This is a genomic window from Rhodanobacter sp. C06, from assembly GCF_002001105.1.
In the GTDB taxonomy this organism is placed as follows: domain Bacteria; phylum Pseudomonadota; class Gammaproteobacteria; order Xanthomonadales; family Rhodanobacteraceae; genus Rhodanobacter_A.
In genome coordinates this window covers 1-20585 of record NZ_MUNP01000032.1, presented here as the reverse complement: position 1 = coordinate 20585, position 20585 = coordinate 1, and the positions used below count along the sequence as shown (strand labels likewise).

Below are 20585 nucleotides of genomic sequence, written 5' to 3'. Positions count from 1 at the left end.
GGTCTTCGACCGATACATACGAGAACATGCCAAGCTGCTGGACGTCGGGGCTGCGCATCGGATCGGGCGGTCAGTGATTGAGAACGTCTATGACCGCGGCGGCGCGCGGAGGTTTCTCAACAGCCTGTTAGAGTCGCTCGTTGCCGAGGGTTTTCTAGAGAAGCGCAATTCCGGCTTCTTTCTAACTGAGAAGGGGCTCTACCGCATCTACCCTGGTGGCGAATCGCAGGCAATCGATGAGGTAAAGGCAGACATGTTGGAATTTTTTAGGTCCAGTAACGCGCGAGCCGGGCATGCCCTTGCTATACGGTCGTTTTTTGCTCAATACGCTATGAAATACAGTCCACCTAAGAAGCGAGCCATCGAGAAGGCAGCAGCAGGCTTAGTTAACGATGGCACCCTTGAAGAGCGGGATGGAGGCCACTTTTTAACACCGGCTGGGTATAGCCGAATTTACGCAGCTTGAGTTCTAACCAGTCATCCAAGCGGACGGCTACGCCGCCGCTTAATTCCAGCGTTAATCCCAACCAACGCATTTCGCGCACCGTCCGACGACCCCAATCAAAACTCGACGCGTGGCGCTCTCGCAGCCGCGCAGCGGCTGCGTCCGGGTGCACGCCGGGAGCGCGCTGCTCTGCCCGGGGCCCCTATGGCGCGGCGGACGGGTGGAGGAAAGTCCGAAGGATGGCCGGCAGGAAGCCGGCCAGTTTTTCGCCGGTACAGGGACGTGCCGTCGAAAAACCCCGTAACCCGTCCGCGCACCCGCAGGGCAGGAGGCCCGGAGGGCGCGCCATCGGGGTGGCCTTCTCTTTGGGTTACTTTTCTCTTGGCCACGCAAGAGAAAAGTAACTCGGGCGCCGGCAGGCGCTCGAAAACGCTTTGTCGCTTGCGACAAGGTGGACAAGGGCACCCCACCCCAGCCCTCCCCTGCATGCAGGGGAGGGAGTCTTGCGCTTACCTTGCGATCGCCACGCGTTGCGCGCCCTTGAAGCTGTCGGTACCGGAGATCACGATCTGGTCGCCTTCCTTCAGGCCCTGCAGGATCTCCACCTTGTCGATGCTGGAGACACCCACGCGGATCGGCGTCTTGGTGGCGATGCCGTCCTTGACCACGTAGGCGTAGCTGCCGCCGGATTCGTCGACGAAGGAGCCGCGCTGCACGGTGAGCACGTTGTCGCGCTTGTCGAGCAGGATGCGCACGGACAGGCGCTGGTTCTGGCGCAGCTGCTTCGGCGTGCTCCCCTCGAAGCGCACCCGGGCAGCCACTTCGCCGTTCACCACTTCGGGCGAGATCGCGCTGACCAGGCCCTTCCAGGTGTTGCCGTTGCCGCTGATCTCGCCGGTCATGCCGATCGCGAGGTCGCGGGCGAAGCTCTCGGGCACCTTCACTTCCACTTCCAGCGCGGTGAGGTCGATCACGCTGAGCAGTTGGGCGTCCTTGGCCACGGTGGCCACCGGCGCGATGAACAGCTGGCCGACCTGGCCGTCCACCGGCGACTTCACGTTGAGGTCGTCCACCTGGCGCTGCAGGTCCTGCACCACCAGCATCTGGTTGTCGTGCGCCAGCTTCTTCGCCTGGATATTGAAGTTCAGGCTGTCGTTGCTCATGCCGAGATCGGCCTGGGCGTGCGCCAGGGTGATCTTCGCCTTCTCCAGGTCGTCCTTGGCCTTGTCGACCGCGACCCCGGTGGAGGCGCCGGCGGCGTAGGCCTTCTGCTCGCGGTCGAGGTTGTTGGCGGCGCTCTTGGCGTCGATCTGCGCGTCGTCGTAGGCCTTCTGCAGCGCGCCGCGCTTGGTGCGCGCATCCACCTGCGCCTGCAGGTAATCCACCTTCATCGCGTCGGCCTTGGACTGCTCCTGCGCCAGCTTGTTGCGCAACTCGGGGCTGTCGATCACCGCCAGCACCTGGCCCTTCTTCACCGCGTCGCCAGCGCGCACCTTGAGCACCGCCGCGCCGCCGTAGGTGGCGTAGAGCGTGGGGCTGTTCGCCGCCACCACCTTGCCCTCGGCGGCGATGTCGCGCACGAACGGTCCGCGCTCGACGGTGGCGAAGGCAAGCCGCGACGCGCTCACCGAGGCGTCGGCGGAGAACAGGCGGAGGATGCCGGGCATGGCAATCGCCAGCACCACCAGCAGCGCCACGCCGCCGCCGATGAACATCAGGCGGCGCTTGCGGTTGGGTTTGGCTTCGACCAGGCGGTCTTGAGCGGAAGTGTCGCGGATCATCGAGCGTTCCCCGGCCGCGGACAGTGCGGCCCTGCCCTTTGCTCAGCAATCCGCGTGCCAAGGCGAGGCTCCGGAAAAACACCATGTATTTCTGTAGCTTGCAATCGTCGCGTTACGGAAACCTGGTGTCCGCGGACACTGCGCGGACAACGGACAGGACGGCGACCGGGGCGCACATGAAAACCCCGGCGGGTGCCGGGACGGGGTTCGGGGTTGCGGTGGATCAGGGCAACAGCCGCTTGCCTGATGTCCGGAAAGCGCTGTCCTGCACTTTCCGGACTCGCTGCACCCGAACACAGTTCGGGTGCAGCTCCGTCGGCCAAGCGCAAGCGCTTGGCCGACGTGCAAGCCATCCGTGGCTCGCGCTGACCGGCGACCTGCGGTCGCCGGTCAGAAATCCTGCTTGAAGCGGATGCCGAACGTGCGCGGCTGGCTGACACCGGTGTAGACCTGCCCGTTCGGATACTGCGGCACCACGCCGTGCGCGCCGCAGATCGTCACCCCGCACTCGGTGAACTTGTACAGCACGGCACGCTCGTCGAACGCGTTGTCGACGTAGGCGTCCAGCGTCCAGCTGCCCTTGCTGAAACCTGCGGACAGATCGACCGAGTTGTACGCGGGCAGGTCGCCGAGCAGGCTGCGCTCCTCGAGACGCAGGTCGGTGGTACGCCGGCCCACATGCACCAGCGCCGCCTGCACGAAGCCCTCGTTTTCGCCCATGTCGAAGCTGTAGCGCGCCACCAGGTTGCCCTTGAAACGCGGCGTGATCGGCAGCTGGGTACCCTTCGGCGCCTGCGGCCCGCTTACCGCCGAGCCCGTCTGCGGATTGATCGTGCCCGCCGGGCAATAGGTGACCGGGCTGCCGTTCGCCCCGGTGAACCCGCAGTAGTTGGCGGTCAGCTTGGCGTCGTAGAACGCGACGCCCGCGCTGAGGTTGAGGTTGTAGGTGGCTTGCCAGACCAGCTGCGACTCCAGGCCGTTGATGCGCGCGGAGTTCGCGTTCTTGATGATGGTGAGCCCGTTCGGACCGAGGATGTTGAACTGGAAGTCGTTCCAGTTCTCGCGGAACACTGCGCCGTTGAACGACAGCCGGTTGCCGAACCAGGAGGTCTTCCAGCCCAGTTCCAGGTTGGTCAGGTAATCCGCCTGATAGGGTGGCAAATTGCCGGCGCGGTTGACGCCGCCCGGGCGGTAGCCTTCGGAGCGGGTGGCGTAGATCATCGCGGTGGGCGAGATGTTCCAGGTGAGGTTGAACTTGCCCAGCGAGCCGCTTTGCTTCACCTGCTTGTTGAAGTCCAGGCATGGGGCGCCGAGGAACGGCTGGTTCGAGATGCAGCCAGCTTCGCCGTAGCTCGAGTTCGGCGAAAAGCCCTTGCTGAAACCGTAGAAGCCGTACAGCTGGTTCTCGCTGCGGAAGTAGCGCCCGCCCACCGTGGCGGTGAGCGTGTCGGGAATGATGTCGTAGGACAGTTCGCCGAACACGGCCTTGTCGTAGTCGTAGCGCATCTGCCGGGTCAGCCAGATCGTGTTGGGCCAGCCGGCGACCGACAGGTCGGTGGCCAGGTTGCCGATCTGGTAGTCCTGCATGATGTCGTGCTTCTGCTTCTGCCAGAACACGCCGGCGACCAGCCGCAGGCGGTCGTCGCTGGGCGAGACGATGCGCAACTCATGGCTGGTATTGCTGTAGTGATCGCGGTCGCTGATGTACTCGGATGGGTTGATCAGCGCGCCGCTGTTGTCGTGGATGTAGGCACCGTAGGAAAGCAGGGTGTCGTACCAGAACGAGTAGTCGTTGTAGTCGGTCTGCTCTTCCTGGTTGCGCTTGAGGTGCGAGTAGTTGTAGGTGAGGTCGAAGTTCCCGATCTTGCCCTGCACAGTCAGCGCGCCCTGCCACCAGCGGTCGTCGACGCGCTCGGGATAGAAGTGGGTGACTGCCAGGTCCCCCACGGCGGGATCGCTGGCGAAGCTGCCGTGCGAGATCGTCTGCTGCCCCATGAGGGTCGGGCTGATCGACCAGTCGTCATTGAGATCGACCTTCAGCGCGGCGCGGGCGCCGTTGGTGTTGGCGTCGTTGTAGTGCTTGCGGGCATGCCCGTGGCATTCCAGCATCGGGCCCGGCGTGCAGTCGTCGGCATTGCTGATGGTGATGCCGGACACCGGGAACGTGCGCGTGCCGGCCTGGTTGTCGATGTAGCCGGCGTCGTGCTCGCGCCAGCCCACGATGCGCACGGCTGCGGCCGGGCTGAGCGGGATGTTGAGCATGGCGTCGCCGGTGTAGCCCACGCCGCCATGCGCCACCTTGTCGACGCCAAGCTGGTAGCTCGCCGCGAAACGGCTGGGGTCCGGCTTGTTGGTGATGATGCGCAGCGCGCCTGCCTCGGCGCTGGCACCGTACAGCGAACCCTGCGGCCCGGCCAGCACCTCGATGCGGGCGATGTCGTACATGTGGATGTCGAGCGGGCCCTGGATCGTGGTGACCGGCTGGTCGTCCAGGTACACGCCCACGCTGGGCTGCGAGCCGGAATGGTTGGTGTTGCCGCCGCTGGCGACGCCGCGCATGTAGATGGTGGCGAATCCCGGCCCGGTGGCGATGCCGCCGCCGCCCTGCTGGAAGGTGACGCTGGGCAGGTACTTCACGTAGTCGTTGAAATTCTGCACATGCAGCGCCTCGAGCTGGTCGTTTTCCAGCACGTTGATGCTGATCGGCACCTTCTGCAGGTTCTCCACGCGCTTCTGTGCGGTCACGTTCACCACGCCCAGCGTAGTGGTCTTCGGCTTCGTCGCCGGCGCCGCGGTGGACGTCGCCGTCTGTCCCGCGTCCTGCGCCAGCGCCGGTGCGGCGATGGCCAGGCAGATCGCCGCCGCCAGCGGCAGCCGGGCCAATCCGGCCCGCGGCATTCCCGTGATCCGTTTCAATCTATTCGTGCGCATACACCCTCCCCAGGCAAGTCCACGATCATCGATCGGTATCGAACTCCTACACCCCTCCCGGCTCGGCCGGATAACTCTCCAGCACCGGCCCCAGCGCCGCTGCCAGTGGCTCCAGCCACGCCGCGTAATGCCGCCAGTGATCCAGCCCCTCGCGGTAGATCGGCTGGCGCACCTGTTCCGAACTGGCCGTGCGCACCGGCCGCGCGTTCTCGAAGAAGCGCAGGCAGGCCGGCTCGAACGGCAGGCCGCAGTAGGCCAGCAGGCGGCGCACCTCGCCCTCGGTGTCCTCGACCATGCGCTCGTACACCACGCGGTGGACGCGCCCGGGCAGCACGGCGTCGAAATGCGCCATCAGCGCCACGTAGTCGCGGTAGTAGCGGCCGATGTCTGCGAGGTCGTAACTGAAGCCCTGGCCGCGCGCGAAATGCTGCTTGAACACCGAGAAGCCGCAGGCCAGCGGATGTCGGCGGGCGTCGATGATCTTCGCGTTCGGCAGCATCAGGTGGATCAGGCCGACGTGCATGAAGTTGTTCGGCATCTTGTCGATGAACAGCGGCGCCGAGGTCTTGCGCTGGATGCGGGTGTGCGCAAGGTAGCGCTCGCCCAGCGCGCGCAGGGCGTCGCCATCGAGCGCCGCCAGTGCGTCGTGGTAGGGCATCGCGCCGTCGGCGTCGCCCTGCCCGCGCAGCAGGCGTGCGATCGAGGTGACCTCGGGCAGCTCCATCGTGCCCTCGACCCGGCTGTGGCTGGACAGGATCTGCTCGATCAGGGTGGAGCCGGCGCGCGGCAGGCCGACCACGAAGATGGGGTCCGGCGCAGTGCTGCCGGCGCCGGCGCGCGCGGCGAAAAACTCGCGCGTGTACTGCGTGTGGATGTGGTGCACGCGCGCGCTGGTGTCGTCGGCGTCGTAGCCCAGCTGTGCGTGGCGGATCGCGTTGCCGCGCGCGTAGTGGCGGAACGAGGGTTCGTACTCGCCGGTATCTTCCAGCGCCTTGCCGACGGCGAACTCCAGGTGCAGGCGATCGTCCTCGCCCAGATCGTTGCGGGCCAGCTGTGCGCGCATCGCGGCCAGCTCGTCGGCGCCGAAGCGGAAGGTCTTGAGATTGGCCAGGCTCCACCAGACTTCGCCGAACGAGGGTTCGAGCGCCAGGCTGCGACGGTACGCGGCGATCGCGCGCCCGGCGTGCCCGGCGGTCTTCAGCGCATGGCCCTGGCTCACCCACAGTTTCGGATTGTCCGGATGCCGCTCCAGCAGCGCGGCGTAGATCCCGATCGCCTGCTCGTAATCGCCCGTGCGGCACAGCACCGCCGCCTTGAGGTTGCGGCTGCCGGCATCCTCCGGATCGGCCGCCAGCAGGCGCGCGATCTCGGCCAGCGCCAGCTCCGGCCGGTTGGCACGATGCAGGACCAGCGCGTAGTTCCGGCGTGCCTCATGGAAGCCCGGGGCGAGTTCCAGGCAACGTTCGAGCAGGTGCAGGGCGTCCTCGTTGCGGCCCAGCCGGGCAGCGACCTCGGCGAACATGCGGATCGCCGCCACGTCGGTGGGCGCCTGCTTCAGCTGCTCGCGCAAGCGCGCCTCGGCGTCGGGGATGCGGTTCTCGGCCAGCGCGACGGCCGCCGCCATCAGCTGCGGGTCGCGGGTGGCATGGCGCACGTGGCTGACATAGGCCGCGTCGGCCGCCACCGGCTCGCCCGCTTCCATCAGACTGTCGCCGAGCGCACGCCAGGCTTGCGGCAGGTCGGGCTGAAGCGACACCGCGTGGCGCAACGCCTCGATGGCCTCCACCCCGCGCCCGCAGCGCTGCAGGGCCAACCCCAGGTCGTGCTGGACCAGGGCCCAGTCCGGGCGGGCGTGTGCCAGCGGCACGAGGATGGCGAGTGCGCCGGACAAGTTCCCCTGCAGCGAGCGCGCCGCTGCCAGCAATCGCAGTGCGGCCGGATGCCCTGGAGCCGCCTGCAGGATCTCGGCTAGCTGTTCGACCGCCAGCGCCGGCTCGCGCTCCAGCAGTTGCGCGGCGCGGGCCATGGCCTGTTCCAGCGTGCCGGTGACGGCCGCCTCCGTCATGCGCCGGCCCGCCGTGACGATGCCGCCGATCCGAGCGGGTCGCATTCCGGACGGCACGGCAAGGGCACGGCACGTGGCATGGTTGGCGACGGCTCCTCGCGGGGATTCACGGCAATCTAGCACCCGAATCCGGTCGGCCGGTAGTGGGCACGCTGGCGCAGGCAGGAATGATGCCGGGGCGATGGACAAGCGGGCGGCGATCAGACATACACTGCCCGAACGCGCGGAACAGGGATGTTCGCGATGACGACGGCCCGTCGCGCCATGCCAACCGGGGGAGCGCATCCTTACATGCCAGCCGACACCAGCGTCGAGGAACTCAACCGCGCACACGCCTTGGCGGCGCGCTACTACGCCGGCGAGGCGATGCTGGCGATGGAGCAGCGCGCGGTGTTCGCGCGCAGCTGGCAGCTGGTGGCCCAGCAGGGACAACTGGCCGAGCCGGGCGACCACGTGGTCGAGCAGGTCGGCGGCGTGCCGGTATTGCTGGTGCGCGGACAGGACGGTGTGTTGCGCGCCTTCCCCAACGTCTGCCGCCACCGCGCCGGGCCGCTGGCGCTGTGCGACGGCAAGGGCATCCGCGCCCTGCACTGCAAGTACCACGGCTGGACCTACACGCTCGAAGGCCAGCTGCGCAGCGCGCCGGAGATGCAGGACGCCTGCGACTTCAAGGTCGAGGACATCCGCCTGCCGCCGCTGCGCGTGCACGAGTGGCAGGGCCTGGTGTTCGTGGCGATCGATCCGGAGGTGCCGGCGTTCGACGAGGTCTACGGCGGCATCGCCGAGCGCATCGCGCCGATCGACCTCGCGGCGATGCGCTACCTGCGCCGCGACGTCTACGACATCGATTGCAACTGGAAGGTCTACGTCGACAACTTCCTCGAGGGCTACCACCTGCCGCACGTGCATCCCGGCCTGTCCCGCGTGCTCGACTACCGCGCCTACGACACCGAGCTGTTCGCGTGGCATTCGCTGCAGTCCTCGCCACTGCGCGACAGCGACGCGATCTACGGCACGGGCCAGGCGTACTACTACTTCGTCTACCCCAACGTGATGCTCAACATCATGCCGGGGCGCCTGCAGACCAACCGCATCCTGCCGCTGGGACCGGGTCGCTGCCGCGTGGTGTTCGACTACTACTACGCGCAGGACGAGGGCGCGCAGGCGCGCATCGCCGCCGACCAGGATTTCAGCGACGAGGTGCAGCACGAGGACATCGCGATCTGCGAGGCGGTGCAGAAGGGCCTGGCCTCCGGCCATTACGTGCCCGGCCGCTTGAACCCGAAGCGCGAGGGCGGCGTCTGGCATTTCCAGAACCTGCTGCGCGCGGCCTACGCCGGCCCTGCCGGGGAGTCCGCGTGAGCCTGCCCCCGGCCGGCCCCTCCCCCGCCGAACCGGAACCCGCAGCGACGACTAGTGCGCACGGCTGCCAGCGCATCGGCTTCTGGACCTGCACCGCGCTGGTGGTGGGCAACGTCATCGGCATGGGCATCTTCGTGCTGCCGGCGTCGCTGGCGCCGTTCGGCTTCAACGCGCTGATCGGCTGGGTCATCGTGCTGGCCGGCTGCCTGGCGCTGGCGCGGGTGTTCTCGCACCTGGCTCACGCACTGCCCGCCGCGGGCGGGCCATACGGCTACATCCGCCAGACGCTGGGCGAGCCGCCGGCCTATCTCGCGCTGTGGGCCTACTGGGTGTCGATGTGGCTGACCAACGCCGCGCTCGCCACCGGCGTGGTCGGCTACATGGTGGTGGTGTTTCCGCCGCTGGGCGCGCTGCCGCCGGCGCCGTTCGCGTTGGGCCTGCTGGTGGCGATCGTGGCGATCAACCTGTTCGGTGTGCGCACCGGCGGCGGCGTGCAGATCGTCACCACCGCGCTGAAGCTGCTGCCGATGCTGGCAATCGCCCTGCTCGGCGGCTGGCTGCTGCTCACCGCGCCGGCGAACTACACCGCGCATCCGCCGACCACGCCGATCACCCTGGGCGGGGTGACGGCGGCCGCCACCATCGCGCTGTTCGCGATGCTCGGCATCGAGTCGGCCAGCCTGCCGGCGGCGCGCGTGGACGATCCCGCGCGCACGATCCCGCGCGCGACCATGACCGGCACCGTGCTGGCCGCGACCGTCTACATCATCGTCTCGGCCGTGCCGCTGCTGCTGATCCGGCAGCAGGAACTGGCCGAGGCGAACGCGCCGTTCGCGTTGCTGATGGACCGTTACGCCGTCGCCGGCGCGGGCCGCTGGCTGGCGCTGTTCGTGGTGGTCAGCGGGCTGGGCGCGCTGAACGGCTGGACCCTGCTGTCCGGCGAGCTGACCCGGACCATGGCCGAACGCGGCGTACTGCCGGCGGTGCTCGCGCGCAACAACCGCCACGGCGCGCCCACGGTGGCTTTGCTGGTCACCGGCGCGCTCGCCGCGGCGATGATCGCGATGAGCTACAGCAAGTCACTGGTGGCGGCCTTCACCTTCATCACCCGCGTGGTGACCGCCGCCAACCTGCCGCTGTACCTGTGCTGCTCGCTCGCGCTGCTGGTGCTGTGGCGGCGACGCAGCGCCGGCTGCGCCACGTGGCGGGTGCTGCTGGTCGCCAGCGCCAGCCTGCTGTTCGTGCTGCTCGCCTTCGTCGGCATCGGCCGCGAACCGTTCGTGTACGCGCTGGGGCTGATCGCGGCGGGCCTGCCGCTGTATGGGCTGATGCGCCTGCGGCGCCGTGCCGCCCCCGTCGTCGAGGTACTGCCGCCATGAGGGATCCGCGCTACGACCTCCTGTTCGAACCGCTGAAGATCGGCCCGGTCACCGCGAAGAACCGCTTCTTCCAGGTGCCGCACTGCAACGGCATGGGCCACGCGATGCCGCTGGCACATGCGTCGATGCGCGAGGTGAAGGCCGCGGGCGGCTGGGCGGTGGTGTCCACCGAGGAATGCGAGATCCACCCCAGCGGCGACCTCACGCCCTACGTCGAGGCGCGGCTGTGGGACGACCGCGACATCCCCGCGCTGGCGCTGATGTGCGACAAGGTGCATGCGCACGGCGCATTGGCCGCGCTGGAGCTGACCCACAACGGCCCCACCGCCTCGAACCTGTATTCGCGCGAGGTGCTGATCGCGCCGTCGGCGCAACCCGCCAAGTACGGCTACCCGCACCAGGCGCGCGCGATGACGAAGCACGACATCCGCGAGTACCGGCGCTGGCACCGCGAGGCAGCGATCCGCGGCAAGCGCGCCGGCATGGACATCGTCTACGTCTACGCGGCGCACGACCTGTCGCTGGCGATGCATTTCCTGCAACGCCGGCGCAACCAGCGCAGCGACGAATACGGCGGCCCGCTGGAGAACCGCGTGCGCCTGCTGCGCGAGGTACTGCAGGACACGAAGGAAGCCGTCGGCGACACCTGCGCGGTGGCGCTGCGCTTCGCCGTCGAGGAAGGGCTGGGCCCCGGCGGCGTGGAGCTGGCCGAGGCACAGGACATCGTGGGCATGCTGGCCGAGCTGCCGGATCTGTGGGACGTGAACCTCGCCGCCTGGTACAACGACTCGGTGCCCTCGCGCTTTGCCGCCGAGGGCGCACAGGAGCCGTTCATCGCCTTCGTGAAGCAGACCACCAGCAAACCGGTGGTCGGCGTGGGCCGCTTCACCTCGCCCGACACCATGGTGTCGCAGCTCAGGCGCGGCGTGCTGGACCTGATCGGCTGCGCACGCCCGTCGATCGCCGATCCGTTTCTGCCGCGCAAGATCGAGGAAGGCCGCGTCGACGACATCCGCGAATGCATCGGCTGCAACGTCTGCGTCTCCGGCGACATGACGATCTCGCCGATCCGCTGCACGCAGAACCCCACCATGGGCGAGGAATGGCGCAAGGGCTGGCACCCGGAGCGCATCGCGCCGGCCCGCACGCCGGCCCGCGTGCTGGTGGTAGGTGCCGGTCCGGCCGGGCTGGAGGCCGCGCGCGCGCTGGGCCAGCGCGGCTACGCGGTGAGCCTGGCCGAGGCACGCAAGGAACTGGGCGGGCGCGTGACCCGCGAAGCGCGCCTGCCCGGACTGGCCGAATGGGCGCGGGTGCGCGACTGGCGCACGGGCCAGATCAACAAACTCGCGAATATAGCCGTCTATCTCGATTCGGCGCTCACCGCGCAGGACGTGCTCGACTTCGGCGCCGAACACGTGGTGCTGGCCACCGGCTGCCACTGGCGCCGCGACGGCGTCGGCCGCAGCCACGGTTTCGCCATCCCCGGCTTCGCCGACAACGCGCGGGTATTCACGCCGGACGACCTGATGGACGGTCGTATGCCCGAGGGTCGCGTGGCGGTGTATGACGACGACGGCTACTACCACGCCAGCGTCGCCGCCGAACTGCTGCGCGGGCGCGGCTGCGAGGTGATCCACCTCACGCCCGAGGACAGCCTCGCGCCGTGGACGCTGAACACGCTGGACTACCGGCATGTGCGCAAGCGGATGGCCGAACTCGGCATCGAAGCGCTGGTCTCGCACGACATCGTCGGCTACGCCGGCGGCACGCTCACCGTCGAGGACGTCTGGACCCACCGGCAGCGCGAACTGGCCTGCGACGCCGTGGTCGCCGTCACCGCCCGCCTGCCCGACGACGCGCTGTACCGGGAACTGCAACGACGCGAGACGGAGTGGGCCGATGCCGGCATCCGCACGCTGCGCTGCATCGGCGACGCCGAGGCGCCGGGCCTGATCGCGCACGCGGTCTACGCCGGCCACCGCTACGCGCGCGAGCTGGAGGAACCGGCCAGCGGCGAAGTCGCATTCCAGCGGCACTTCCACACGGTAGATGCCGACGATCTGCGGCGTCCGCGCGCTTAGTCACCCAGAACCAGTCCCTCCACCCGCGCGATGCCACGGGCGATCCCGCCGCCCAGCGTGGAAATGTCCGCTGCGGGCGACGCGTCCAGCAGATCGATGCCGGCCACTCGCCGGCAGCGGAATTCCAGCAGCCGCGCCGCCGCGATGCGCGCATCGTCCGGCCGCGTTGCGCAGGCAGCCGGCACCGGCGCGCCCGCCGCCAGCAAGGCGTCCCAGCCGAGGTAGTCGCTGTCCGGCAGCAAGTGCAGGCGCGCGCACAGGCGGCCGTCGCGGGCGCGGCACTCCAGCCACTCGTGCGGACCGTCGCTGCCGATCGCACTGGCGGCGACCAGCCAGCGCACGCGCAGCAACGGCGCCAGCTCGCAGCGCCCCACCAGCAGGCTGGGGACCGTTTCATCCACCCTCGCCGCGCACGGCAGGTACAACACGCAGCCCGCCGCAGGCAGATGACGCGCCAGCTGCAGTGGCGTGATCCGCAGCCAGTGTCGGGACACCGCGACGCCATCGGCGCGCGGACAGAGGTGGGCAACATGGGGAGCCAGCCAGCCGAACATCGCGGTCTCCGTCACTCAGGCGGCTGGCTCGTGCGGCGCGGCACGGTGCTGGCAATGGACAAGGAAAGCGCCGAGCCGTTCGTACGGCCGGCGCTGGCATTACTTGGTGAGGATCAACTTGTCGTTGCGGGTGAGCCGCAGGTGGTACTCGCTGCCTTGGTGCTGGATCACCAGTTCGCGCTCGCCCTCCAGCAGCGACTGGCTGCTGATGCGGCGCACCGCCGACGTGGCCTCGGTGGCGCGGGGCTGCAGCGAGAGGCGCGGCAGCGGATGGACCAGCCGGCTGGCGGCCGTCGGCAGGCTCGGTATGGTGGCAATCGACATGGACGACTCCGCATGGGCTTCAGGCGGAGTTGATGATAATGATTCTCATTAAATTGTCAATCGGCGCCACAGCCGGTCCCTGTCGCCAACGTCATTCCACCGCCTGCGCGATGCGCCGGCGCACCGCCTCGTCCAGTTTCGGCAATACATCGAGCGCACCGAGGTTGTGTTCCAGTTGTTCCCGCCGGCTCGCGCCCAGCATCACGGTGGACACCTGCGGATTGGCAAGGCACCAGGCGATCGCCAGCTGCGCGGTGCTGCAGCCCAGCTCGTCGGCGATCGGCCGCAGCCGGCGCACCTTCGCCACCCGCTCGCCGTGTTCGCCCAGCACGCTTTCACGCAACCAGGCGTAGTCCGGATGCGCCAGCCGCGAGTCGGCCGGCACGCCGTCGTCGTATTTGCCGGAAAGCAGCCCCGAGGCCAGTGGCGACCAGATCGTGGTGCCCATGCCGTACTCCGCGTACAGCGGCGCGTATTCCACTTCGACCCGTTCGCGGTGCAGCAGGTTGTACTGCGGCTGCTCCATCGTCGGCGCGGCGAGGTGGTTTTCCTTCGCCACGCGATGCGCCTCGACGATGGCGTCTGCCGGCCATTCGCTGGTGCCCCAGTACAGCACTTTGCCCTGGCGCACCAGCAGGTCCATCGCCGCCACGGTTTCCGCAACCGGCGTATCGGGATCGGGGCGATGGCAGAAGTAGAGGTCGAGGTAATCCACCCGCAGCCGCGCGAGCGCCTGGTGGCAGGCCTCGATCACGTGCTTGCGCGACAGCCCGCGCTGGGTCGGCTTCGGATGCTCCTGCGCGCCGAAATACACCTTGCTGGACACGCACCAGCTGTCGCGCGGGAAACGCAGGTCGGCCAGCACGTCGCCCATCAGCGACTCGGCCACGCCGTTGCCGTAGGTCTCGGCGTTGTCGAAGAAATTCACACCCCGATCCCAGGCCAGCGCCAGCAGGTCGCGCGCCATGGAGCGATCCACGCTTTTGCCGAACGTGGCCCAGGCACCGAAGGAGAGTGCGGAAAGCGGCAGGCCGGCACGGCCGAGGCGACGGTATTGCATGGCAGACACTCCTGACAGCGGGGACGCGGGAGCGTCGGTGGCACGACCCGCTCGCCGCATGCTGCGTCGGCACAACGAAGCAATGCAAGCCCGCGCTCCGCCACGCACGAGCGATGCCATCCAAGCATGTCGCCGTCGACGGCGCATGAATCATATTTGAACAACAGTGTCATATCTGAATATAGTGATTGTCCCGATGCCATGGCATCCACCGCGGAGGCTCGTTCCATGGATCGTCGCCGTTTCCTGCTCGCCGGCTCGACCGCCGCCTCACTGGGCGCACTCGGCCTGACCCGCGTCGGCCATGCCGACGCCGCGCCCACGGCAGCCGCTGCAGGGCCGCGACCGCGCCCCACGCCGCAGCAGTTGCGCTGGCAGCGCGACGAGCTGGCGATGTTCGTGCACCTCACGGTGAACACCTTCACCGGCAAGGAATGGGGCGATGGCACCGAGTCGCCTTCGATCTTCAATCCGCGCAAGCTGGATGCGCGGCAATGGACGCGCACGGCGAAGCAGGCCGGCTTCCGCAGCATGATCCTCACCGCCAAGCACCACGACGGCTTCTGCCTGTGGCCCACCGCCACCACCAAGCACTCGGTGGCATCCAGCCCGTGGAAGAACGGCCACGGCGACGTGGTGCGCGAGTTCACCGACGCCTGCCGCGCCGAAGGCCTGGGCGCCGGCGTGTACCTGTCGCCGTGGGACCGCAACGCGAAGGTCTACGGCAGCGGCGAGGCCTACAACGACTACTACATCGCCCAGCTCACCGAGCTGCTCAGCAACTACGGCAAGATCGTGGAGGTCTGGTTTGACGGTGCCAACGGCGAAGGCCCTAACGGCCGCAAGCAGGCCTACGACTGGCCGCGCATCCATGCCACCGTGCGCCGCCTGCAACCGGACGCCATCATGTTCTCCGACGCCGGCCCCGATGTGCGCTGGATCGGCGACGAGAAAGGCATGGCCGGCGAAACCTGCTGGTCCAGCGTCGACCCCGCCAGCGTGCCCTACCCCGGCTATGACCGCCCTTGGGTCGGCGACCTGCTGGCCCACGGCGATCCCCACGGCGGCGCGTGGCGCCCCGGCGAATCGGACGTGTCGATCCGCCCCGGCTGGTTCTGGCACGCCGAGCAGAACGACCAGGTGCGCTCGCCCGACAACCTGATGGAGCTGTACTTCAGCTCGGTGGGCCGCAACAGCAAACTGCTGCTCAACGTGCCGCCGAATCGCGACGGCCTGTTCGACCCGGAAGATATCGCCGCGCTGCGAGGCTTCACCGCGCAACGCACGCAACTGTTCGCGAACAACCTGCTGCAAGGCGCCAGCGTGCACGCCAGCAGCGGCAGCAGTGCGCACGCCGTGCTCGACGCGAACCCCGACGCGCACTGGAGCGCCGCGTCGGCCGCGCGCAACGGCTGGCTGGAATTCGAGCTGCCGGATGCCATCGCGTTCGACACACTGGCGCTGGGCGAAGCCGTCGCCCATGGCCAGGGCATCGCCAACTACCGCGTCGAATACTGGAACAACGGCGCGTGGCAAACGCTGGTCTGGGGCACCACCATCGGCCACAGGAAGCTGGCGCGCTTCGACCCCGTGCGCACGCGCAAGCTGCGCCTGTTGCTGGAATTCGCCTACGCCACGCCGCGGTTGGCGCAGGTCGCGGCCTACCGCGGCCCGGATCGCCGCTACGGGCCAGGGCACAATGAGAAATAGCGTTGCCTGGTGAATCTCTCCCCTTCTACCGGAGGGAGATGGGAGCAGCGAGCAGCAAAAATCAACGCAGGAAATGCAGCGCGATCGCCAGCACCACCGCGGCGAACACGCCGGCGACCACGTCGTCCACCATCACGCCCAGACCACCATGCAGGCGGCGGTCGAACACGCGGACCGGCCACGGCTTCCACACGTCGAACAGGCGGAACAGCGCGAAGCCCGCGAACACCGCCCACCACGGCGCCAGCAGCGCGGGCAGCAACGCGATCCATAGGCCGACGAATTCGTCCCACACCAGCGCGCGGTGATCGTCCACGCCCAGCGCACGACTGGCCCGTTCGCAGGCCCACACGCCGAGCAGGAAGCCCAGCACGATGACCGCGAGGTTCGCGGCCAGCGACAGCTCGCGCAGCAGCAGCCACGGCAGGATCGCCGCCAGCGAACCGCAGCTGCCCTGCGCCACCGGCGCGAGGCCCGAGCCGAAACCGCAGGCGATCCAGCCGGCAGGCGTGGCAAGCAGGGCACGGCGTTGCGCGGAGGTGAGCGTCTTGCGTTCGGCGGAAGCAGTCATGAGGTGTCCCAACAATGGCGCAACGAAACGTGCAGGTGGGCCGGGCGTAGGTCGGGCTTCAGCCCGACTTGGCGGGATGTCGGGCTGAAGCCCGACCTACAACCGATCCACGCTACGCCGAGAAATGATCCCAGCCTTGCCGTCCCGGTTCCAGCCGGCTGCCGTCAGCATCGCGCACCCGTACGCCATCGCCGGCCACGATGCGACCGATGCGCGTGGCGCCGCAGCCCAGCCGCGCCAGGTCGGCCTGCACTTCGGCTACGCGCGCGGCGGGCACGCTGAAGCACAGCTCGTAGTCGTCGCCGCCGGCCAGCGCGAAGTCGCGCGCGGCGGCCTCGTCGAACAGGCCCAGTAGTGCGGACGAGCGCGGCAGCAGGGCCGCGTCGATCTCCGCGCCCACGCCGCTCGCAATGCAGAGATGGCCGAGGTCGGCGAGCAGTCCGTCGGATACGTCGATGCAGGCGCTGGCGCGGCCACGCAGTGCCAGTCCCGCCGCCAGGCGCGGCACCGGACGATTCAGGCGCTCGACCAGCGCATCGCGCAAGGACGTCTGGACGTCCATGTGCGGTTGCAGGCAGCGCAGGCCCGCCGCCGCATCGCCCAGCGTGCCGGTGACCAGCACCGCGTCGCCCGCGCGCGCGCCGGCACGGGTCAGTGCCTGGCCCGGCGGCACGAAGCCGTGTACGGCCACGCTGAGCGTGAGCGGCCCGCGCGTGGTGTCGCCTCCCACCAGCGCCAGCCGGTGCAGCCGCGCCAGCTGCGCGAAGCCGTCGGCCAGGCCGTCGATGAAGGCCGCATCGGGCCGCGGCAGGGTCAGCGCCAGCAGCGCCCACGCCGGTGTGGCGCCCATCGCGGCCAGATCGGACAAGTTCACCGCCAGCGCCTTCCAGCCGACGTCGGCCGGCGCGGTGCCCACCGGGAAATGCACGCCCTCGACCAGGGTGTCGATCGCCACCGCCAGTTCCTGCCCCGCCGGCACGGCCAGCAGCGCGGCGTCGTCGCCGATGCCCAGGCGCACGTCGTCGCGCGTTTGCGCGGTGCGTTCGCGGATGCGATCGATCAGGCGGAATTCCATGGCGGTCCTGCGGGGAGCGGTTCCAAAGCAGAGCATCCGCACGGGCGCGGCGCAAGCCCGTGACCTGCGGCGCATGCACGGGCGCTGCACGCGTGCGAGGCTGGCGCCACTTTCCCGTTGGAGCTTGCCGCCATGCGCCGTGTCCGCTTCCACCCCGCCATTCTGTCGCTCGCCCTGCTCGCCACCGCGCCGGTGCTGGCTGCGCCATCGGCATCTGCGACCAGCGACGCGACCGTGCTGACGCCGGTCCAGGCCTTCTTTGCGGCGATGTCGCGCTACGACCAAGCCGGCATGCGCGCGCAGGTGTTGCCTACAGGCATGGCCACGCTGATGCGCCAGGGCAAACCGGTGCAGCTCACGCTGGGCGACTTCGTCGACCATGTAAAGCCGGGCAAGGCCAGCATCGAGGAACGCATCCGCGATCCGCAGGTGCGCGTGGACGACAACATCGCGGTGGTGTGGGCGCCCTACGTCTTCCTGCTCGACGGCAAGCCGCACCACTGCGGCACCGATGTGTTCAACCTGGCGCGGGTGGGCGGACGCTGGCTGATCACCGGCATCGCCGACAACAGCCGTGACTGCCCGGCGAAGTGACTCTCACGCCCCGCGGGCGAACACCAGGGCGGGTTCGCCGTGATAGGTGGTGCGCTGCCATTCGCGAAAGCCGGCCTTCGTGGCCACGCGGATGGAGGCGGCGTTGCGTTCATCGATGAGGCACACCGCACGCATGCCCGCCAGATGCGCGTCGGCCCAGGCAGTGGCCGCGGCGATCGCCTCGCTCGCATAGCCGCGGCCATGCGCCTCGGGCGACAGCACCCAACCGAATTCCAGCATGCCCACCAGCGAGGGCTCGATCTCGCGGCGGAAGTCGCCAAAGCCGACATCGCCGATGTAGTGGCCGCCGGCCTTTTCCTCGACGGCCCAGTAGCCGTAGCCGAGCATGCTCCACAGTCCGCGCGAGGCCAGCATGCGGCGCCAGGTTTCCTCGGTGGTGAACGGGCGGCCACCGATGTAGCGCACCACGTCCGGATCGGCCCACAACGCGGTGCAACCGGCATGGTCCTCGGGGCGATGCGCCCGCAGGCGCAAGCGCGCGGTTTCCAGCACCGGCACCCGTCCTTCCGTCCGGGCGCCGGCATCCATCAGCCGCGCTTCTCGACCGCGCGCAGTTCGGCGGCCAGCTTGTCCAGCACGCCATTGACGTAGCTGTGGCCGTGGTCGGCGCCAAAGCGCTTGGTGACTTCGATCGCCTCGTTGATCACCACGCGGTAGGGCACGTCGGGGCGGTGCTTCAGCTCATACGCGGCGAGGCGCAGCGCGGCGCGCTCGATCGGGTCGACCTCGGCCACTTCGCGATCGAGGTACGGGCGCAGGGAGGCATCGAGCGCATCGACGTTCTTCTCGACGCCGTGCAGCAAGTCCTCGAAGTAGTCGAGGTCGGCCACTTCCATGTCCTGCTCGTGGCGGAACTGCTCGATCACCGCATTCATGTGGCTGCCGGACAGCTGCCAGGCGTACAGCGCCTGCAGCGCGCGGCGGCGGGCACGCGAGCGCGCGGCGAGGTCAATCCCTTCGGAACGTGGGTGCATCACAGCTGGCCGTACAGGTTGACCATCTCCAGCGCGGCCATTGCGGCGTCGGCGCCCTTGTTGCCGGCCTTGGTGCCGGCACGCTCGACCGCCTGCTCGATGGAATCGGTGGTGAGCACGCCGAACGCCACCGGCACGCCGGAATCGAAACCGGCCTTGGCCAGACCCTTGGCGCATTCGCCGGCCACGTAGTCGAAGTGCGGGGTGGCCCCGCGGATCACCGCGCCCAGCGCGATCACCGCAGCGTACTTGCCCGACGTCGCCAGCTTGTGCGCGGCCAGCGCGATCTCCCACGCACCCGGCACGCGCACCAGGTCGATGGCGTCGTCCTTCACGCCATGGCGCAGCAGCGCGTCACGCGCCCCGGCCACCAGCGGCTCCACGACAAAACCGTTGAAACGGCTCGCCACGATCGCGAAGCGGCCCTTGGGCGTGGCGAAATCGCCTTCGATGGTGTTCATGCTCAGTGTGTTCCTTGACGGGCCGGGCGGCCGTGCGAGGCGGGTATTTTACGGGTTTGGGGGCGGTGGTGCTTGGTGCCTGCATGGCTCGATGCCAGACTGACCCGCATCATGAGCGTCAGAAAGGCCGCTGCATTGCTTATTGACCCTTGATCTTGCTGGTCAGACAGACCTCCTTAGTCAAGATCTGATGTACGGCAAAAGCCCGAAACTCTCTAGGATCGCGCCATGTGGGACGCTGAAATCGAGCAAACGAAGCGGCATGCCGCCCGTGCCAATGAGATCATCGAAAAGATCACCGAGCAAATCACCCCGTACGTATTCGAGAACAGCTGCGCTCGCATTCATGTCGCAATCCCGCTCCTGAAGTCGTCAATCGATATCGCCGCTGCAGCAACCCACCTCCTCACCACCGATCCTGTCCAATACGGAAGCGCTGCCGAGGCAATGTATCGCCCACAACTGGAGCGCTATCTACGCGCCATCTTCTTTGGCTCACCTGCATTAACCACCGATGACGAGGTTCACGGTTTTCTGGAGAACGATCGGATGCCGCGTAGGCCCATCTCCAGTTCCAGGGAAATTGCTTTCGGCGTCCTTGCGGATCGGGTATCAGCCGAATTGGTTACGCAATTTGGAGGTACAGAGGAGTTCGCCCAACAGATCGCCGACGCCATCAAACTGGATAAGAAAGACCTGCATGGCTCAGTTCATGGGGGGCGCATCGTGCTCCAGCGCTATCAGAACGAGTACGTAGCTCACCACCCTTGGGCGTTGGCGCAAGGCGCGCAGATTCAGATCACGATGCTGCTAGCCATCCTGGCCTTTACCCAAGTGGTTCATCTGCATGGAATGAATGGAGGATCTGGAAAACTTGTCGTTTCAGGTGAGTTTTCCGCATTGCTGCATCAGGTGATGCCAAGACTTCCCAAGCCCATCAATCGATGAACAAAGGGTGCGATGCACTTTCCGGAACCATGCTAAAAAACACCCTCTCTAGGGATGGTCTGATCAATCACCGCCTCATGCTCTCGGCGCGTATTTGAGCCAGCGGCAGGCAAGATGCTCCCGCCCGCGAGCCCCATTCCATGTTCTTCGTGCCGCCGCCAGCCTTTTCAGGCCACGGCGGACGCAGCAACCCTATCTCGGTTGCAGCAGTATCCCGCGCGCCATCCATAGGTTGACCAGCGCAAACAG

General features: G+C 68.0%; 18 protein-coding genes. 7 read left to right on the top strand and 11 right to left on the bottom strand.

What is annotated here, in order from left to right:
• A partial coding sequence (locus B0E52_RS18505) for a hypothetical protein (protein ID WP_168174118.1) occupies positions 1 to 466 on the top strand: 466 nt, incomplete at its 5' end.
• 488 nt (positions 467 to 954) lie between these two features.
• Here the strand turns inward: B0E52_RS18505 and B0E52_RS03680 are convergent.
• The 3 genes from B0E52_RS03680 to B0E52_RS03670 form a co-directional block, all read right to left on the bottom strand.
• A complete protein-coding gene (locus tag B0E52_RS03680; RefSeq protein ID WP_077481901.1) occupies positions 955 to 2226 on the bottom strand; it encodes an efflux RND transporter periplasmic adaptor subunit in 1272 nt (423 codons plus the stop codon).
• Between the two features lie 390 nt (positions 2227 to 2616).
• Positions 2617 to 5124: a TonB-dependent receptor gene (locus B0E52_RS03675; protein WP_174575536.1), complete on the bottom strand. Its 2508-nt coding sequence runs from the start codon at positions 5122 to 5124 to the stop codon at positions 2617 to 2619.
• A gap of 79 nt (positions 5125 to 5203) precedes the next feature.
• Positions 5204 to 7222: a tetratricopeptide repeat-containing sulfotransferase family protein gene (locus B0E52_RS03670; protein ID WP_077481897.1), complete on the bottom strand. Its 2019-nt coding sequence runs from the start codon at positions 7220 to 7222 to the stop codon at positions 5204 to 5206.
• A gap of 291 nt (positions 7223 to 7513) precedes the next feature.
• On the opposite strand from B0E52_RS03670, the gene B0E52_RS03665 reads away from it, so the two are divergent.
• The 3 genes from B0E52_RS03665 to B0E52_RS03655 are packed head-to-tail and all read left to right on the top strand — an operon-like array spanning position 7514 to position 12044.
• Positions 7514 to 8584 (top strand): SRPBCC family protein, encoded by a 1071-nt coding sequence (locus tag B0E52_RS03665; protein ID WP_077481895.1) that lies wholly within the window; start codon positions 7514 to 7516, stop codon positions 8582 to 8584.
• A complete protein-coding gene (locus B0E52_RS03660) occupies positions 8581 to 9963 on the top strand; it encodes an amino acid permease (protein WP_254426693.1) in 1383 nt (460 codons plus the stop codon). The genes B0E52_RS03665 and B0E52_RS03660 overlap by 4 nt, the downstream gene beginning before the upstream one ends.
• Positions 9960 to 12044: an FAD-dependent oxidoreductase gene (locus B0E52_RS03655; RefSeq protein ID WP_077481893.1), complete on the top strand. Its 2085-nt coding sequence runs from the start codon at positions 9960 to 9962 to the stop codon at positions 12042 to 12044. Before B0E52_RS03660 ends, B0E52_RS03655 begins: the two co-directional genes overlap by 4 nt.
• Here B0E52_RS03655 and B0E52_RS03650 read toward each other — a convergent pair.
• The 3 genes from B0E52_RS03650 to B0E52_RS03640 form a co-directional block, all read right to left on the bottom strand.
• On the bottom strand, positions 12041 to 12598 hold the full coding sequence (locus B0E52_RS03650; RefSeq protein WP_077481891.1) for a hypothetical protein: 558 nt from the start codon (positions 12596 to 12598) through the stop codon (positions 12041 to 12043). The two genes, B0E52_RS03655 and B0E52_RS03650, sit on opposite strands and share 4 nt — an antisense overlap.
• A gap of 99 nt (positions 12599 to 12697) precedes the next feature.
• Entirely contained in the window at positions 12698 to 12922 is a 225-nt protein-coding gene (locus B0E52_RS03645; RefSeq protein WP_077481889.1) for a hemin uptake protein HemP, read from the bottom strand.
• 91 nt (positions 12923 to 13013) lie between these two features.
• Entirely contained in the window at positions 13014 to 13982 is a 969-nt protein-coding gene (locus B0E52_RS03640) for an aldo/keto reductase (RefSeq protein ID WP_077481887.1), read from the bottom strand.
• 228 nt (positions 13983 to 14210) lie between these two features.
• Between B0E52_RS03640 and B0E52_RS03635 the strand changes: the two genes are divergently transcribed.
• Positions 14211 to 15692: an alpha-L-fucosidase gene (locus B0E52_RS03635; RefSeq protein WP_077481885.1), complete on the top strand. Its 1482-nt coding sequence runs from the start codon at positions 14211 to 14213 to the stop codon at positions 15690 to 15692.
• A gap of 61 nt (positions 15693 to 15753) precedes the next feature.
• Here the strand turns inward: B0E52_RS03635 and B0E52_RS03630 are convergent, their stop codons facing one another.
• Positions 15754 to 16263 carry a phosphatidylglycerophosphatase A gene (locus B0E52_RS03630; protein WP_077481883.1) on the bottom strand — a complete coding sequence of 170 codons (510 nt, stop codon included), beginning with the start codon at positions 16261 to 16263 and terminating at the stop codon, positions 15754 to 15756.
• A gap of 112 nt (positions 16264 to 16375) precedes the next feature.
• Positions 16376 to 17338 carry a thiamine-phosphate kinase gene (thiL, locus tag B0E52_RS03625; protein WP_077481881.1) on the bottom strand — a complete coding sequence of 321 codons (963 nt, stop codon included), beginning with the start codon at positions 17336 to 17338 and terminating at the stop codon, positions 16376 to 16378.
• A gap of 132 nt (positions 17339 to 17470) precedes the next feature.
• On the opposite strand from thiL, the gene B0E52_RS03620 reads away from it, so the two are divergent.
• Positions 17471 to 17932: a nuclear transport factor 2 family protein gene (locus tag B0E52_RS03620; protein ID WP_077481879.1), complete on the top strand. Its 462-nt coding sequence runs from the start codon at positions 17471 to 17473 to the stop codon at positions 17930 to 17932.
• A 3-nt stretch (positions 17933 to 17935) separates the two neighbouring features.
• On the opposite strand, the gene B0E52_RS03615 is transcribed toward B0E52_RS03620, so the two are convergent.
• Genes B0E52_RS03615 through ribE form a run of 3 tightly spaced genes read right to left on the bottom strand, consistent with a single transcriptional unit; the run spans position 17936 to position 19394 of the window.
• A complete protein-coding gene (locus B0E52_RS03615) occupies positions 17936 to 18481 on the bottom strand; it encodes a GNAT family N-acetyltransferase (RefSeq protein ID WP_077481877.1) in 546 nt (181 codons plus the stop codon).
• Positions 18481 to 18927, bottom strand: coding sequence for a transcription antitermination factor NusB (nusB, locus tag B0E52_RS03610; protein ID WP_077481875.1), 447 nt, complete (start codon positions 18925 to 18927; stop codon positions 18481 to 18483). Before nusB ends, B0E52_RS03615 begins: the two co-directional genes overlap by 1 nt.
• Positions 18927 to 19394 (bottom strand): 6,7-dimethyl-8-ribityllumazine synthase, encoded by a 468-nt coding sequence (ribE, locus tag B0E52_RS03605; protein WP_305793687.1) that lies wholly within the window; start codon positions 19392 to 19394, stop codon positions 18927 to 18929. The genes nusB and ribE overlap by 1 nt, the downstream gene beginning before the upstream one ends.
• Before the next feature lie 222 nt (positions 19395 to 19616).
• Between ribE and B0E52_RS03600 the strand changes: the two genes are divergently transcribed.
• Positions 19617 to 20336: a hypothetical protein gene (locus B0E52_RS03600; protein ID WP_077481871.1), complete on the top strand. Its 720-nt coding sequence runs from the start codon at positions 19617 to 19619 to the stop codon at positions 20334 to 20336.
• Positions 20337 to 20585 lie beyond the last annotated feature (249 nt).

Excerpts from the sequence above, each read along its gene's own strand:
- B0E52_RS03680 (WP_077481901.1), bottom strand. The coding sequence starts at position 2,226 with ATGATCCGCGACACTTCCGCTCAAGACCGCCTGGTCGAAGCCAAACCC.
- B0E52_RS03675 (WP_174575536.1), bottom strand. The coding sequence starts at position 5,124 with ATGCCGCGGGCCGGATTGGCCCGGCTGCCGCTGGCGGCGGCGATCTGC.
- B0E52_RS03670 (WP_077481897.1), bottom strand. The coding sequence starts at position 7,222 with ATGACGGAGGCGGCCGTCACCGGCACGCTGGAACAGGCCATGGCCCGC.
- B0E52_RS03665 (WP_077481895.1), top strand. The coding sequence starts at position 7,514 with ATGCCAGCCGACACCAGCGTCGAGGAACTCAACCGCGCACACGCCTTG.
- B0E52_RS03655 (WP_077481893.1), top strand. The coding sequence starts at position 9,960 with ATGAGGGATCCGCGCTACGACCTCCTGTTCGAACCGCTGAAGATCGGC.
- B0E52_RS03650 (WP_077481891.1), bottom strand. The coding sequence starts at position 12,598 with ATGTTCGGCTGGCTGGCTCCCCATGTTGCCCACCTCTGTCCGCGCGCC.
- B0E52_RS03645 (WP_077481889.1), bottom strand. The coding sequence starts at position 12,922 with ATGTCGATTGCCACCATACCGAGCCTGCCGACGGCCGCCAGCCGGCTG.
- B0E52_RS03640 (WP_077481887.1), bottom strand. The coding sequence starts at position 13,982 with ATGCAATACCGTCGCCTCGGCCGTGCCGGCCTGCCGCTTTCCGCACTC.
- B0E52_RS03635 (WP_077481885.1), top strand. The coding sequence starts at position 14,211 with ATGGATCGTCGCCGTTTCCTGCTCGCCGGCTCGACCGCCGCCTCACTG.
- B0E52_RS03630 (WP_077481883.1), bottom strand. The coding sequence starts at position 16,263 with ATGACTGCTTCCGCCGAACGCAAGACGCTCACCTCCGCGCAACGCCGT.
- thiL (WP_077481881.1), bottom strand. The coding sequence starts at position 17,338 with ATGGAATTCCGCCTGATCGATCGCATCCGCGAACGCACCGCGCAAACG.
- B0E52_RS03620 (WP_077481879.1), top strand. The coding sequence starts at position 17,471 with ATGCGCCGTGTCCGCTTCCACCCCGCCATTCTGTCGCTCGCCCTGCTC.
- B0E52_RS03615 (WP_077481877.1), bottom strand. The coding sequence starts at position 18,481 with ATGGATGCCGGCGCCCGGACGGAAGGACGGGTGCCGGTGCTGGAAACC.
- nusB (WP_077481875.1), bottom strand. The coding sequence starts at position 18,927 with ATGCACCCACGTTCCGAAGGGATTGACCTCGCCGCGCGCTCGCGTGCC.
- B0E52_RS03600 (WP_077481871.1), top strand. The coding sequence starts at position 19,617 with ATGTGGGACGCTGAAATCGAGCAAACGAAGCGGCATGCCGCCCGTGCC.